Here is a 15263-nt window from a genome sequence, read left to right as displayed (position 1 = left end):
GAAATCGGTATGGGTAACCGACTCCGAACCCATCGCAAAACTGATGCTCCTGGCCGTCGACCCACAAGCACATTCACAAGGGCACGGACACGTACAGTTCTTCCGCTTGTTAGGCCGGGCTTTCGCAGGCTTCTCGAAACCAACCGCCTCCAGTTTCCCTTCGCCGCCCTGGCGCCTGGCCTGATTAACAACCCCCGGTTTGATGTTGAAGGCTTGCCCATGCCCATTTCGCGAACGCCAACTGACAACTGCCCCAGCCAACGTCTGCAGCAACGCCCCGATGGAGTACTGAGCCCCGGGATCCGCCAACCCCTTGATCTGCGTCCGAAGCTGAGGAGCCAAAACACGCAACAAATCGGCCTGTCTGACCACCTTTTCTTTAACTGCTTCAGGCACGAGATGTTCGACGGCGCCATTCACCGCACCCTTGCCCGCCGCAACGCAAACCTCCGCAGCCGCCGCAAAAATATTCCCAATCGCCGCCTTAGGGTCGTAAGCCCAGAGATCCCCGGCGGCATGGACCAACTGCTCCGCTTCCAGCAAATCAGCCTTGGCGTTGAGGTCCGGCTTAACCAGCTTTTCAAGGCCAGCAGCGATCTCAATCAGCACGCCTTCCCCAAGCTTTCCCGCATCCTCGAGAATCCCGGGAAGCTTGGCCTGCGCCTGACTCACAAAATCATCGAGGGTCCCGACGATGGTTGCATTCAGGTGCCCGATTAGAACCTCGATCAGCGCATCCCCCAGCACCATCTTCCCCGCCTGGCGCATCTCCTGACGCACCAGAAACAGCATCGGCCGCAGCGTCATTCGCGCTGCCGCCATGCCCGGCGGAATAGGCACCATCCCGATCAGGTTGATGCCCAAACTCACCCAATCGAGCGGGTCGCGCTTGTCACTGGTCGCCAGCCGAACGATGTCATTCAGCGCATCGACCAGCGCCATGATATTGCCCACCACCGGCAGCCCACCGGCCACAGTCTTGATCCGCTCAAGCGTGACAACCCCGCCGCTGATCTCCTGCAGCCAGGCATCAACATTCGCCGCACCAAGACCAACGTCTTCAACCTGAATTTGATCAAGCGGAACAATCGCGACCTGAGGTTCGCGTTTATCGCCACCAACGGGAAGATTTAAGGGGGTTGCCAAGGATGCTCTCCGTGCTCAAAAAACCATCGGAAAAGGCGTGAATGCCAATCCGGGGGCCACGGAGATATCAAGGGCTGTGCCAGCCATAAATTAAGGAAGCAAAATCAATAGCTTAAAAGGATAAATAGCAGGTTTGAGCGAACGCTAAACCCGATAACAAAGTGAAAGTGCGCAAGAAGTTGCGCACCCCTGTGCAACTTCTTGTGCACTCGTCTACAGGCCACAAAAGACGAGGCATACAGCGCAGAAAGCACCCTGAAACACACAATCAAGTGCGCAACTTCTTGCGCAGTCGATCCCGCGCCTTTCCCGTGGGAAGGGAGGCAAGCAAGCGCAAAAAAAGGCGTTGCCCGCGAGGGCAACGCCTTTTCTTTTGATCAAAAATCAATCAGAGCTGAGCAGGTTTCAACACGATCCTCGCAGGCTCGGTCCGCTCAATTTCGCGCTGCATCTGCAACTCGAAATCCGGGTTGATCTTCGTTACACGCTTGGTCAGCAAGGTCGCCAGCCAAGGGTAGTCGTCGGTGCGCGGCACCTGCACGGTGACGTCGCAGTTGAAGGCTGTCACGTCTTCAGCGATGTCACTTAGCTGACGGCGCAGCTGCTTCATATCGCTGAGCTTCAGCTCGATGGTCGTGCTCTCGGCGCTCGGGTCGATCACCTTCGCCTTGCGCTTGGCTTCGGCAGCGCGCAGATCGGCTTCAGCCTTTTCCAGCTCGGCTTTACGGGCGTGGGCGATAGCGCCGTTGACACCACTGGTCAGCGCCGGGGCCTTAGGCATCAGGGCGCGAGCGCGGCTCAGCGCAGTAGCGGCAGCATTCATGTCGCCTTTTTGCAGCACGATCTGACTGCGGCTCAAATACGCCTCAGCCAATTGGCGCTGGTATTGCTCGAGTCGGGGATCGTCCGGGGATTTGCTTTGCAGCGCGGCCAGTTGATCTTCGGCGGTGGCCAACTCGCTGCTGGCGATATTCTGTTCCAGCTGCTGATAGGCATCGGGCGCAGCCACAGGCGCGGGCTGCTCGACGGGCTTGCTCTGGCAAGCGCTCAACAGAACGGAAAATGCAGCAAGCAGCAGATAACGGGATGCGAACGGCTTCATTCCTGCGATTCTCTATTTGCGCAAAAAACGAGCAAGTCTACACACAAGTGACTTGCCCCGAAAATAACTGATCACTATCGGTGGGCGCGCAAGGAGTCATTGCACATTGCCGCCATTGGATTATTGCGGAGTATGACTCTACCCGCCACCCAAGGTTCTACCGCTTGGGCAAAAGGAAGCTGAGCAGAAACAGCGCCGCTGCCGAGACCACGATGGACGGGCCTGCCGGGGTGTCCTTGAACCAGGACAACGCCAGACCCGCGCACACCGCAATGACGCCGATGATGCTTGCCCCCAGGGCCATTTGCTCCGGCGAGCGGGCATGACGTTGTGCCGCAGCGGCGGGGATGATCAACAGCGAGGTAATCAGCAGCACGCCGACGATTTTCATGGCCACTGCGATGACCACCGCGATCAGCAGCATCAACGTCATGCGCAGCGTTGCCACTGGCAGCCCTTCAACCGTCGCCAGTTCTTCATGCACGGTGATGGCCAGCAACGGTCGCCACAGCGCACAGATCAACACCAGTACCAACGCGCTGCCCGCGAGAATCCACGCCAGATCGTTCGGGCTGATGGCCAGCAGGTCGCCGAACAGATAGCCCATCAGGTCAATGCGCACGTCACGCATGAAGCTCAACACCACCAGCCCGAGGGACAAGGTGCTTGGCGCCAGAATGCCCAGCAGCGTGTCGGACGCCAGCGGTTGACGCTGCTGCAGGGTCACCAGCAAAACCGCCAATAGCAGGCAACCCACGGTGACGGCGATCGTCGGACTGATGTCCAGCAGAAAGCCCAGCGCCACGCCGAGCAGCGCGGCATGGGACAGCGTGTCGCCGAAATAAGCCATGCGCCGCCAGACCACGAAGGACCCCAAAGGGCCTGCCACTACCGCTAACGCGAGGCCTGCGAGCAAGGCGTAAAGAAGAAAATCAGCCATGCTTGCAGCTGTCCCCGTGGTCGTGATTGTGGGTATGGACGTGATCGTGGATGGGCGCGGGTTGGCAGACTTCGCCATGCAGGTCGTGCGCATGATCGTGATGGTGGTGATAGATCGCCAGGCTCGGCGCGTTCAGGCCGAACAGCTCAACGAAAGCCGGATCGTTACTGACCTGCTCGGGATGACCGGAGCAGCACACGTGGCGATTGAGGCAGACCACTTGATCGGTGGTGCTCATCACAAGGTGCAGGTCATGGGAAACCATCAGCACACCGCATTGATGCCGATTGCGCAGCTGCGTGATCAGCGCGTACAGCTCGGCCTGTCCGGCGACATCCACGCCCTGCACCGGCTCGTCGAGCACCAGCAGCTCCGGTTTGCGCAATAGCGCTCGCGCCAGCAGCACGCGCTGCATCTCGCCACCGGAGATCCCTTGCAGCGGGCTGTCGATGACTTTCTCGGCGCCAACCTCGACCAGCGCTGCCCGAGCGGTGTCGCGATCAACGCCGGGCACCAGCCGCAGGAAGCGCAGGACCGACAACGGCAGCGTGGCATCAATGTGCAGCTTTTGCGGCATGTAACCGACGCGCAGTTTCGGCTTGCGCCAGATCTCCCCCGAGTCAGCCTTGAGCAGCCCGAGAACAGCGCGCACCAGTGTGGTCTTGCCCGCGCCGTTCGGGCCGATCAGGGTGACGATTTCGCCCGAGCTGACGCTCAGCTGGATGTTTTCCAGCACGCTCTGGCCGGCGCGGGTCACGCTGACGTCCTTCAGGCGGATCAGTGCATCGCTCATCAGGCGGCCTTGCACCCGGCACACACGCCAACGACTTCGACGGTCTGGGTTTCAACGTCAAAACCGACCTCGTTGGCGGCGTCAACGATGGCGGCGCTGATGGCGGCGTGCTGCAACTCGATAGCGGCGTGACACTCGCGGCAGATCAGGAACTGGCCCTGATGCGCGTGGGTGGGGTGGTTGCAACCGGCGAAGGCGTTCAGCGACGCGATGCGGTGAACCAGACCGTTTTCCAGCAGGAAGTCCAGCGCGCGGTACACCGTAGGCGGCGCGGCGCGGCGGCCGTCTTCTTCGCTGAGCACGGCGAGAATGTCATAGGCGCCCAGCGGCTTGTGGCTTTGCCAGACCAGCTCCAGCACCCGACGACGCAGGGCCGTCAGGCGCAGGCCTTTGCCCGCGCACAGCGTGTCGGCTTCAGTGAGCGCACTGTGCACGCAGTGGGAGTGATCGTGGGGGCGACTGGCCAGGGGTGTTTTAGACATGAGCGGCGACGGCCTTTGAGAGAGACGTTATTATGTTACCCGTTCCTGCCCTCATGAGTGGTTATCGTGTCCCGACTTTTTTTACTTTTTGTCGTATTTATTACCGGTTTTTCAACCATCACTGCTGCTGAAGCGAACGTCCGCGTACTGACCAGCATCAAGCCGTTGCAGCTGATCGCCGCGGCTGTGCAGGACGGAGTCGCGGTGCCGGAAGTCCTGCTTCCCCCAGGCGCTTCTCCTCATAACTACGCGCTACGGCCGTCCGACGTACGGCGCGTACAGGAAGCCGATTTGCTCTACTGGATTGGCCCGGACATGGAGACGTTCCTGCCACGCGTGCTGTCCGGGCGCAGCAAAGCCTCGGTCCCGGTCGAGTCGTTGCCGAGCATGCACCTGCGTCATTTCACCGCCAGCGCCGAGCATCACGATGATGACGAAGACGAGCATGACCACGATCATCGCCCGGGCAGCGTCGATGCGCATTTGTGGCTGTCGTCAGTCAACGCGCGGGTAATTGCGGCGAAGATGGCCGCTGACTTGAGCCAGGCCGATCCGGCCAATGCGGCGCGTTACGAGAGCAATGTCAAAGCCTTCAGCGCACGCCTTGACGCGCTGGACGCCAAAATCAAACAGCGGGTCGCCGGTATTTCAGGCAAGCAGTATTTCGTGTTCCACGAGGCGTTTGATTATTTCGAAGAAGCGTATGGGTTGAAGCATGCGGGCGTCTTTGCTGTAAGCAGCGAGGTCCAGCCGGGCGCCCAGCACGTCGCCGCCATGCGCGCGCGGTTGACCGAATTCGGCAAGACCTGCGTGTTCAGCGAACCGCCCCTTCGCCCGCGTCTGGCCGACACGTTGAGTGCGGGTCTGCCGGTCAAACTGGCCGAGCTGGACGGATTGGGCGGCTACACCCCCGCCACCGCCCAGGGTTACGAGCAATTGCTGAGCAAACTGGCGGATGATCTGGCGGGGTGTCTGGAGAATCTTTAACTCCTGTGCCAACGCCTTCGCGAGCAAGCTCACTCCTACAGTTGAACGCGGTCCCTGTGGGAGTGAGCTTGCTCACGAAGCTTTTAAGATGTCTACAACGCAAACGGCAAAGGGATATGGGTTTCCTGCCGCTGTTCCAGGCGTTTGCGGAATTCGTCCGGGTCATGGATCAGCACGTCCTGCCCTGCGAAGGTTTCGGCGGCGATGAGACGTGACAGCCAGAAGCGCACGCAACCCACACGCAGCATCGTCGACCACAGCTCGGCTTCGGCGGCAGTAAACGGCCTTAGCGAGGCGTAGGCACCCAGAAACGCCCGGGCGCGCGGCGCATCGATGGTGCCGTTCTCAAACGAGCACCAGTCATTCACGGCAATCGCCACGTCGTACAGCATCGGCCCTGAACAGGCGTTATAGAAATCGATCACGCCCGTCAGGTGGGTACCTTCGAACAGCGTGTTGTCGCGGAACAGGTCGGCGTGCAGATTGGCTCGCGGCAGCGCCATGATGGCCGCCTTGCGATGCTGAATTTCCTCGACAGCTTTGGACAGCAGCGCGCCCTGCGCCTCATCCAGGTGAGAGATGAAATTAGCGCCCTCCTCCAGCATCCAGTCCAGACCCCGATCTGTTTTGCGTTCAATGGTCTGGCTGCGCGTGGCCAGGTGCATGTGCGCCATGAACTCGCCAATCTGCACGCAGTGCTGGGTGTTGGGTTCGGCCGGGTGCTTGCCGGACAGACGCGGTTGCAGCAGCGCCGGTTTGCCTTTCAGCTCGCGCAGGGCCTGGCCGTCGGTGGTGCGCAGCGCGTAGGGCACAGGCAGGTTGGCGTCGTGAAGAACGTCCAGCAGTTCGATGAAGAACGGCATTTCCTGAACCGGGCCTCGCTCGACCAGGGTTAGCACGAATTCGCCCTGCTCCAGGCTGATGAAGAAATTGGTGTTTTCACTTCCAGCGGCAATGCCCTGAAAATCACGCAGGGCGCCAAGCCCGTACGGGGCGAGAAAAGCTTCCAGCTCGGGCCGAGCCAGGGGAGTAAAAACGGACATAGAAGACTGCCAGCAAGAGAGTGAATGTAGGGCGTTACCAGCTGAATAGTACCCATTGGGGTATCAGCATGTCCGGTTGATCCGAACGGATGAATTGACCACTTGTGCCGTCGGCGCGCACCAGATAATAAGGCTTGCCGTGTTTGGGCGTGATCTTCACGGCGTACACGAATCCGTTCGCACGATACTCCTTGATGAAGCCGTCGCTGTCCTGACGGATGGTCACATCAGGCTCTGCCGATGGCGCTTCATCGTCCGCCGCGACCGCCAGCCACGGACAGGCCAGCAACCCGCCGAGCAGTAACAGGCGATTCAGCGCGCGCATGATAACCTTGTGCCTTTGTCGTCAACGGTCCGCGCATTCTAGCGCCGACCCCGCCGAAAAGGTTGATCTTGCACATGAGTCTTGCGCCCCTCGTCCTGGTGGACGGTTCTTCTTATCTTTACCGCGCGTTCCATGCGCTGCCACCGCTCATGACCTCCAAAGGCCTGCCCACCGGTGCGGTCAAGGGCGTGCTGAACATGCTCAAAAGCCTGCGCAGGCAATATCCCGAAAGCCCGTTTGCCGTGGTGTTCGATGCCAAGGGCGGAACGTTCCGCGACGCGCTGTACGGCGAATACAAAGCCAACCGCCCGAGCATGCCGGACGACATGCGCGTGCAGATCGATTTCCTGCACAACTGCGTGCGAGGCCTCGGTTACCCGCTGTTGTGCGTTGAAGGCGTGGAGGCCGATGACGTGATCGGCACATTGGCGCGCAGCAGCGCTGCCGCTGATCGCCCGGTGGTCATCTCCACCGGTGACAAGGACATGGCGCAGCTGGTCGACGGCCACATCACGCTGGTTAACACCATGACCGGCAGCGTGCTGGACGTCGCCGGCGTGAAAGAAAAGTTCGGCGTCGGCCCGGAACACATCATCGATTACCTGGCGCTGATGGGTGACAAAGTCGACAACATCCCCGGCGTGCCCGGTGTCGGTGAGAAAACCGCAGCAGGCCTGCTGGTGGGCATCAACGGCGGCCTGAAAGAGCTTTACGCAAACCTCGACAAAGTGGCAGCGCTGCCGCTTCGCGGTGCTAAATCTTTGCCGGCCAAGCTCGAAGAACACAAGGAGATGGCCTTCCTGTCCTACGAGCTGGCGACCATCAAGATCGACGTGCCGCTGGACATCGAGCTCGACGCTCTGCACTGCGGCGAGCCTGATCGTGAAGCGCTGATGGCGCTGTACACCGAGCTGGAATTCAAAAGCTGGATCACTGATCTGCAGCGTGATGCCCGCCAGGAAGGCGCGGAAGTCGTTCCCGCTGCCGAACCGGCGCCGATCATCGAGGCCACGTATGAGCTCATTCTTGAGCAAACCCAATTCGACGACTGGCTGAAGAAGCTCAACGCCGCGCAGCTGTTCGCCTTCGTGGTGCAGAGCAACGGCACCGACGCCCAGCGCGCGCAAATCGTCGGCCTGTCGTTTGCGATCAAGACCCACGAAGCCTGCTACATCCCACTGACCCATTCCTACATGGGCGTGCAGCAGCAACTGGATCGCGACGCGGTGCTGAAAGCGGTCAAGCCCATCCTGGAGGACGCGAGCAAAATCAAGGTCGGCCAGCACGCCAAGTTTGCGATCAACCTGCTGGCCAACTGCGCCATTGACGGCGACCAGAGCCAGGGCATCAACGTGCAGGGCGTCAAGTTCGACACCATGCTCGAATCCTACGTGCTCGACTCCACCGCGACGCGCCACGACCGTGACAGCCTGGTCGCCAAGTATCTGGATCACACGCCGGTGAATTTCCAGGACATCGCGGGCAAAGGCGCAAAACAACTGAGTTTCGATCAGATCGCGCTGGAACAGGCCGGCACCTATGCGGCTGAAGAGGCTGACCTGACGCTGCGCCTGCACGAGGTGCTGCAGGACAGGCTGGCCAAGACGCCGAGTCTGGCCCCTGTGCTGAACGACATTGAAATGCCGCTTATGCCCGTACTGGCGCGTATCGAGCGTCAAGGCGCACTGGTCGATGCCAATCTGCTGGGCAATCAGAGCGTCGAGCTGGGCAACAAAATGACCGAGCTTGAGCGCGAAGCGTTTGCCATCGCCGGTGAAGAATTCAATCTCGGCTCGCCCAAGCAGCTCGGGGTGATTCTCTACGAAAAGCTCGGCATGCCGATCATCAGCAAGACCGCCACCGGCCAGCCTTCCACGGCTGAAGCGGTGCTCGCTGAACTGGCCGAGCAAGAATATCCGCTGCCGAAAGTGCTGATGCAGTACCGCTCGATGAGCAAACTGAAGAGCACCTACACCGATCGCCTGCCGGAGCAGATCAATCCGCGCACCGGGCGAATTCACACCTCCTACCACCAGGCGGTGGCGGTGACCGGGCGTCTGTCCTCCAGCGACCCGAACCTGCAGAACATCCCCATCCGGACCGCCGAGGGTCGTCGCATTCGTCAGGCGTTTGTCGCTCCCCAAGGCTACAAGCTGCTGGCGGCGGACTACTCGCAAATCGAACTGCGGATCATGGCGCACCTGGCCAAGGACGAAGGCTTGTTGCACGCCTTCCGCAACGACCTGGACGTGCACCGTGCGACCGCGGGCGAGGTGTTCGGTGTCGAACTGCCGGATGTGACCAACGACATGCGCCGCAGCGCCAAGGCGATCAACTTCGGTCTGATTTACGGCATGAGCGCGTTCGGGCTGGCCAAGCAGATTGGTGTCGATCGCAAGCAATCCCAGGCGTACGTGGATCGCTACTTCGCGCGCTATCCCGGCGTGCTGGATTACATGGAGCGCACCCGTGCGCAGGCGGCGGAACAAGGGTATGTCGAGACCATCTTCGGTCGTCGTCTGTACCTGCCGGACATCAACGCGAAGAATCAGGCGCTGCGCAAAGGTGCCGAGCGCATGGCGATCAACGCGCCGATGCAAGGCACGGCGGCGGACATCATCAAACGGGCGATGGTCGCGGTGAACGGCTGGCTGGAAGACTCAGGTCTGGATGCTCGCGTCATCCTGCAGGTTCACGATGAACTGGTGCTGGAAGTGCATGAGGATCTGGTCGAGCAGATCAGCAAAGACATCTGCGTGCACATGAGCGGCGCCGCCGAGCTGGATGTTCCGCTGTTGGTTGAAGTGGGTGTGGGGAACAACTGGGACGAGGCGCACTGATACTGGTTTGTCGTTCCGATTCTGCAGGGAGTCGGAATCCCGCCATCATTAAATTTCCGCCGGTTTTGAACTTCGGCGGACAAAACCCGGTCAGAGTTTGCGAATGGCTGACGTAGCCATTCATGCTCCTATGTTGTGTTAAGTGTTGGCAGATATCCGGACCCCTCCCGAGAGGTCTGGACTTGAACCCCGAACTTCCCCTCCCCACATGAAGTCCGGGGTTTTTTTTGCCTGCGATTCAGGCCGCCGGTGCCTTGTCTTCCAGTTCCATCCAGTCGGCCAGCACGGTGTAAGCCTCTTCCAGGCCCATGCGCTTGGGTGCCGAGAACAGCTGGATGGTGATTGCGTCACCCCAACCGCGATGGATTTCCGACTGGACTTTGAGCAGCGTGTTTTTCGCCGCGCCGAAGGTCAGCTTGTCGGCTTTGGTCAGCAGAATATGCATCGGCATGCCGCTGGCGATGGCCCAGTCGAGCATCAAAAGGTCGAAGTCGGTCATCGGGTGGCGGATGTCCATCATCAGGATCAGCCCCTTCAGACTTTCACGGCCGCCCAGATAGGCTTCGAGGTGGCGCTGCCAGTGCAGCTTCAGCGGAATTGGCACCTTCGCGTAACCATAGCCAGGCAAGTCGACCAGACGGCGGTCGTCATCCAGGCTGAAGAAGTTCAGCAGCTGGGTACGGCCAGGGGTTTTCGACGTGCGCGCCAGGCTGGCGTGAGTCAGGGTGTTCAGCGCGCTGGATTTACCGGCGTTGGAGCGGCCGGCGAACGCGACCTCAAAGCCTTCGTCGTCCGGGCATTGGTCGACTTTGGCAGCGCTGAGCATGAACTTGGCTTGTTGGCACAGGCCGAGAATAGGGTTCTTGAGTTGCATGGGATATCCGGTGGGGGCGTTGCGACGTGCGCGGCAACGGCGTGTCTTTTTCCGTTCAATGGGCGCGAGTATATAATGCCGCGGATTTTCATGTGTGCCTTGTCCTGCCCCCGCAAGGGTGTTGCCGACGCGAGAACGCGCCTGGCATGTGCACCGCAACGTCCAAAAACAGGCCGCTTCCTCTCAAGACAGCCCATCATGAGGGCCGCACTTTCAGCCGCATCGGATCAACCCATGAACGCATTTCTTTCCTGCCTGCTGTTGACCCTGAGCCTGAATGGCGTCGTGCAGGCCGCTGACTCGCCCGTGGGCGATCCGGTCGCCGGCCAAGGGAAAACGGCGGTCTGCGGCGCGTGTCATGGACCTGATGGCAATAGCCTGGTGCCTATCTTTCCGAAGCTCGCGGGTCAGGGTGAGCGCTATCTGCTCAAGCAACTGCACGACATCAGGGACGGCAAGCGGGTCGTGCTGGAAATGACTGGACAGCTTAATCCGCTCACGGATCAGGATTTGGCCGACATCGCCGCTTACTACGCTGGTCAGAAAGGCAGTGTCGGCGCTGCCGATCCCGATCTCGCCGCCCGAGGTGAAGCGCTGTTTCGCGGCGGCAAACTCGATGAGGGCATGCCGGCCTGCATCGGCTGCCATTCTCCAGACGGCGCGGGCATTGCAACGGCAGGCTTTCCGCACGTGAGCGGGCAGCACGCCGATTACATCAGGAAACAGCTCACGGCGTTCCGCGAAGGTGACCGCACCAACGACGGCGACACGCTGGTCATGCGCACCATCGCTGCGAAGCTGAGCGATAAGGATATCGACGCGCTCGCGGCGTACATTCAAGGGCTGCATTGAGCGTCAGGGCAGCGATCCTGACGGACACGGCTGGTAAAACAAATTGCCGACAGACCTGCCCGGACGGGCCAAAAAGGGTAGCGAACGGCTGCCCTTTTTTGTGGCTGCAGGCGTTACACTTGCGAACTCATATCACCTCGGCCGGTCGAACTGCGGCCACCGAAGTGACCTTCCATGCCCAGGAGTTAAGCATGCGTAATCTGATTCTCAGCGCCGCTCTGATTTTCACCAGCCTGTTCGGTCTGACCGCTCAAGCAGCAGAGCCCATCGAAGCCGGCAAGCAATACGTCGAGCTGAAAAGCGCTGTTCCTGTTTCCGAGCCGGGCAAGATCGAAGTCGTCGAAATGTTCTGGTATGGCTGCCCGCACTGCTACGCCTTCGAGCCGGTCATCAACCCATGGGTCGAAAAACTTCCCGCTGACGTCCACTTCATCCGCGTTCCCGCCATGTTCGGCGGCCCTTGGGACGCTCACGGCCAGCTATTCATTACCCTCGACACCATGGGTGTGGAGAAGAAAGTCCACACCGCCGTGTTCGACGCGATTCAGAAAGGCGGCAAGCGTCTGACCGACCCGAACGACATGGCTGAGTTCGTTGCCACCCAGGGCGTCGACAAGACCAAGTTCCTCGAAACCTTCAACTCGTTCGCTGTGAAGGGCAAGATCGCCCAATACAAGGAACTGGCCAAAAAGTATGAAATCACTGGCGTTCCTACCATGATCGTCAACGGCAAATACCGCTTTGACCTCGGGACTGCCGGTGGTCCTGAGCAAGCGCTGCAAGTGGCCGATCAGTTGATCGCCAAAGAGCGCGCGACGCTGACCGCCAAGTAAGCGCTGACCATGGCGCGCTGGGGAACTACTGAACGGGTCGTTGCCCGGCACAAGCCGAAGGTCAACGAGCATCATCTTCACGAAACAGGGTTGCCGGCCGACGGTCGGCTTCGCCTGCTCAGCTTCAATATCCAGGTGGGCAACAGCACCGAACGCTACCGGCACTACCTGACCCGGGGTTGGCAGCATCTGCTGCCCCACAATGGCAGAGCCGGGAATCTGCAGAAGATCGGCGATCTGCTGCGCGACTATGATCTGGTCGCGTTACAGGAAGCTGATGGCGGCAGCCTGCGTTCGGGCTACATCAACCAAGTCGAACACCTTGCCCAGCTCGGTTCTTTTCCGTACTGGCACCAGCAACTCAATCGAAACCTCGGACGCCTCGCCCAGCACAGCAATGGCGTGCTCAGCCGTTTGCGTCCGTGGGACATCGAAGACCATCCGCTGCCAGGCCCCGCCGGGCGTGGCGCCATTCTCGTTCGCTTCGGCGAAGGCCCGGATGCGCTGGTTGTGGTGGTCATGCACCTGGCACTGGGCGCGCGGACCCGCACACGGCAGCTCGCGTACATTCGCGAGCTGATTGGTGGTTATCGCCATCAGGTGCTGATGGGCGACATGAACACCCACGCCAATGACCTGCTGCAAACGTCGCCACTGCGCGATCTCGGCCTGCTCGCGCCGCAGATCGAAGCGACTTTTCCGAGCTGGCGTCCCCAGCGATGCCTGGACCACATCCTTCTGAGCCCGACCCTGACCCTTGAAAAAGTGCAGGTACTGGCGCAGCCCATTTCCGATCATCTGCCCGTCGCGGTGGAGATTCGCTTGCCGGCCTCATTAATCGGTGACTCGCTGCCGATAACAAGCACATCTCCTCGCGGACCTGTGGAATGACCGACGAAGCGCAGCGCTGGAAAGAAAAGTACCTCAAGAGCATCGAGCAGCAAGACAAACTGGAGCGGCGCTGGAACGCGCGGCTCGACTTGCTGCGTCGAGGCCTCGTGCGCAGCAGCCTGGCGGCCGAAGGTGCCGACAAGGCGGTTGATGCGTGCATGAAGGAAATGCGCGAAATCGTTCGCAAGGACGACATGGACGCAGGCCTGGCGGCCTTGATTCCGCGCCTGGAAAAAGCGGTGCTGGACTCCGAACAGCGTCGCGAGCAGCGCGTCGAGCAGATGGGCACGGCGTTGACCTCTTTGGTCACCCAGTTACAGGCGTTGCCACTGCCGAAGGACGTCAGCAAGCCGCTCAAGCGATTCGCCAAGAGCCTGGAAGATCGCATCACCCAAGCCCGTGAGCTGCCGCTGATACTAAGTGAGTTAAGCGGACTTCAGGGGCAGGCGCTGTCGCAGATCGAACACCCGGATGAAGCGTCCCGCCCGGGTTTCCTGCAGCGATTGTTCGGCAGTCACCGTGAGGCGGGCAGCGAAGGTGATGAGTCGGCCCCGGTGCCCCATTCCGTTGCCGAGCCGGCCGGGCTGCAGGCTTCCGATGATGCGCCTCAGCATCCAGCTGCCGTGCTGGACGCGGCCCCAGAGAACACCGAGCTGGAGGCTGAACTTCGCAGCACCGTCCCGCCGGTTCCCCAGCCTGTCGCCGAAGAGCCCGAGCGCTCCATCCCGACGCCCCACTCGGAAGTTGCAGTCCAGCCGGTAATGCCCGAGCCCGAGCTTGCCCAGCCAGCCCAAGAGCCCGAGACACCGCTCCACACCGCCGACATCCCACAGGCCTCCGCCGCCGAGTCTCCCCACGACGAAGCCTCCGAGCCTGCGGCTGAAGCGCCCTCTGCCGATCCCGAAGAGATTGCTGAAGCCGTCGTTATTGCCGACGACATCGAAATCGTCGCTGAAGACGAAGAGCCTGACGAGACCGTCGCCGAAGAGGACAGTCCCTACGCACTGCCCTCCTCGCCCGAGCCGAGTTACAGCTCGGTCGCCGTCCACATCGAAGAAACGCTGCTGGGCCTGCTCGACGAACTGACGCTGCCCGAACACCATCGTCCGCAAGCCGAAGCCATGCGCGCCCGGCTTGAGCATGGGCTGAACTGGTACGAACTCCTGCCGATCCTCGACGATCTCGCCGTGCTGATGCTTGCTATCACCGACAGTGGCCAGCACGAATTCGAGGCTTATCTCAAGCAGCTCAACGAGCGCCTTGAGTCGTTTCAGAGCGGCTTGCTGGCTGCCAGTGAAGACCACGCCGATCAGCATTCGGCGTCGCGTCAACTGGATCATCAGTTGCGCGAGCATGTCGACGACCTGCAAACCAGTGTGCAGCAGGCGGCCGATCTGGACAGCCTGAAGCATGTGCTGGAAAGCCGTCTCGAAGGGCTGATTGGCACCATGGATCATCATCAGCAGCAACGCGATCAGCGCGAACAGGAAGTCGCCACCCGCCTGCAAGCCCTCTCCAGCCGCGTGGCAACGATGGAGCAGGAAGCGCTGGGTTTCCGGGTTCATCTGGAAGAACAACGGCAGAAAGCGCTGATCGACACACTGACAGGCCTGCCGAACCGCGCCGCGTGGAACGAGCGGCTGGAGCAGGAGATCGATCAGTTGCAGAGGAAGCGTTCAAGCCTGCTGCTCGGCATTCTCGACCTGGATCACTTCAAGCGCATCAACGACGGTTACGGCCATCTGGCAGGCGACAAGGTCTTGAAGATCATCGCCGGTCAGCTGCGAAAGCGGTTACGGGCTTCGGACTTCATTGCGCGTTTCGGCGGAGAAGAGTTCGTGATCCTGCTGCCGACCACGCCGATGGATGAGGGGCTGCCGCTGTTGGAGCGTCTGCGGGAGGGCATCGAACAATGCCCGTTTCACTTCAAGGGTGAGCGGGTGACGGTCACGGTGTCCATGGGTATCACGCTATTCGCTCCGGGTGAGCGCAGTGATGTGGTGCTCAAACGTGCGGATCAGGCGCTGTACCGCGCCAAGCACGAAGGGCGCAACCGTATCGAGCAGGGCTGAACGCTTCGTCTGGTTGGCTGCCTAGGCTTGATGCATTTTTGAATGCGCCGCCGACGTTACGTTACACTGTTGCATTATTTGCC

General features: G+C 60.7%; 13 protein-coding genes and 1 pseudogene. 6 read left to right on the top strand and 8 right to left on the bottom strand.

The window, feature by feature from the left end; all coding sequences use genetic code 11:
* From QWI20_RS25860 to QWI20_RS25840, 5 genes and pseudogenes are all read right to left on the bottom strand, one after another.
* Positions 1-1146 (bottom strand): annotated as a pseudogene (locus tag QWI20_RS25860) (RHS repeat protein); the annotation flags it as partial.
* Between the two features lie 388 nt (positions 1147-1534).
* Positions 1535-2248, bottom strand: coding sequence for a PA5502 family lipoprotein (locus QWI20_RS25855; protein WP_369307819.1), 714 nt, complete (start codon positions 2246-2248; stop codon positions 1535-1537).
* A 157-nt stretch (positions 2249-2405) separates the two neighbouring features.
* Positions 2406-3188, bottom strand: a complete 783-nt coding sequence (gene znuB, locus QWI20_RS25850; RefSeq protein ID WP_172610143.1) for a zinc ABC transporter permease subunit ZnuB — start codon at positions 3186-3188, stop codon at positions 2406-2408.
* Entirely contained in the window at positions 3181-3981 is an 801-nt protein-coding gene (gene znuC, locus QWI20_RS25845; RefSeq protein WP_369307818.1) for a zinc ABC transporter ATP-binding protein ZnuC, read from the bottom strand. The genes znuB and znuC overlap by 8 nt, the downstream gene beginning before the upstream one ends.
* Complete coding sequence (locus QWI20_RS25840) at positions 3981-4463, bottom strand: Fur family transcriptional regulator (RefSeq protein WP_369307817.1); 483 nt, start codon at positions 4461-4463, stop codon at positions 3981-3983. Before QWI20_RS25840 ends, znuC begins: the two co-directional genes overlap by 1 nt.
* A 57-nt stretch (positions 4464-4520) precedes the next feature.
* On the opposite strand from QWI20_RS25840, the gene znuA reads away from it, so the two are divergent.
* The gene (gene znuA / locus QWI20_RS25835) at positions 4521-5450 is read left to right on the top strand and encodes a zinc ABC transporter substrate-binding protein ZnuA (protein WP_369307816.1); all 930 of its coding nucleotides are present in this window, start codon (positions 4521-4523) and stop codon (positions 5448-5450) included.
* A 92-nt stretch (positions 5451-5542) separates the two neighbouring features.
* On the opposite strand, the gene QWI20_RS25830 is transcribed toward znuA, so the two are convergent.
* Positions 5543-6493, bottom strand: a complete 951-nt coding sequence (locus tag QWI20_RS25830; RefSeq protein WP_369307815.1) for a homoserine kinase — start codon at positions 6491-6493, stop codon at positions 5543-5545.
* A 34-nt stretch (positions 6494-6527) separates the two neighbouring features.
* On the bottom strand, positions 6528-6818 hold the full coding sequence (locus QWI20_RS25825; protein ID WP_133774125.1) for a DUF2782 domain-containing protein: 291 nt from the start codon (positions 6816-6818) through the stop codon (positions 6528-6530).
* Positions 6819-6892: 74 nt separating this feature from the next.
* On the opposite strand from QWI20_RS25825, the gene polA reads away from it, so the two are divergent.
* A complete protein-coding gene (polA, locus tag QWI20_RS25820; protein ID WP_369307814.1) occupies positions 6893-9658 on the top strand; it encodes a DNA polymerase I in 2766 nt (921 codons plus the stop codon).
* A 238-nt stretch (positions 9659-9896) separates the two neighbouring features.
* Here polA and yihA read toward each other — a convergent pair whose 3' ends face one another.
* A complete protein-coding gene (yihA, locus tag QWI20_RS25815; RefSeq protein WP_065987940.1) occupies positions 9897-10532 on the bottom strand; it encodes a ribosome biogenesis GTP-binding protein YihA/YsxC in 636 nt (211 codons plus the stop codon).
* Positions 10533-10766: 234 nt separating this feature from the next.
* Here yihA and QWI20_RS25810 point away from each other — a divergent pair, with 234 nt between their 5' ends.
* From QWI20_RS25810 to QWI20_RS25795, 4 genes are all read left to right on the top strand, one after another.
* Positions 10767-11384: a cytochrome c gene (locus tag QWI20_RS25810; protein ID WP_369307822.1), complete on the top strand. Its 618-nt coding sequence runs from the start codon at positions 10767-10769 to the stop codon at positions 11382-11384.
* 191 nt (positions 11385-11575) lie between these two features.
* Complete coding sequence (locus QWI20_RS25805; protein ID WP_108121293.1) at positions 11576-12217, top strand: thiol:disulfide interchange protein DsbA/DsbL; 642 nt, start codon at positions 11576-11578, stop codon at positions 12215-12217.
* Positions 12218-12226: 9 nt separating this feature from the next.
* Entirely contained in the window at positions 12227-13108 is an 882-nt protein-coding gene (locus QWI20_RS25800) for an endonuclease/exonuclease/phosphatase family protein (protein WP_192174445.1), read from the top strand.
* A complete protein-coding gene (locus QWI20_RS25795; protein WP_369307813.1) occupies positions 13105-15180 on the top strand; it encodes a diguanylate cyclase in 2076 nt (691 codons plus the stop codon). Before QWI20_RS25800 ends, QWI20_RS25795 begins: the two co-directional genes overlap by 4 nt.
* Positions 15181-15263 lie beyond the last annotated feature (83 nt).

Origin of the sequence: Pseudomonas sp. W2-17 (assembly GCF_041060445.1) — a bacterium.
In the GTDB taxonomy this organism is placed as follows: Bacteria; Pseudomonadota; Gammaproteobacteria; order Pseudomonadales; family Pseudomonadaceae; genus Aquipseudomonas.
Note: the sequence above shows the minus strand (reverse complement) of the source record. Positions and strands in the feature narration are given on the sequence as shown.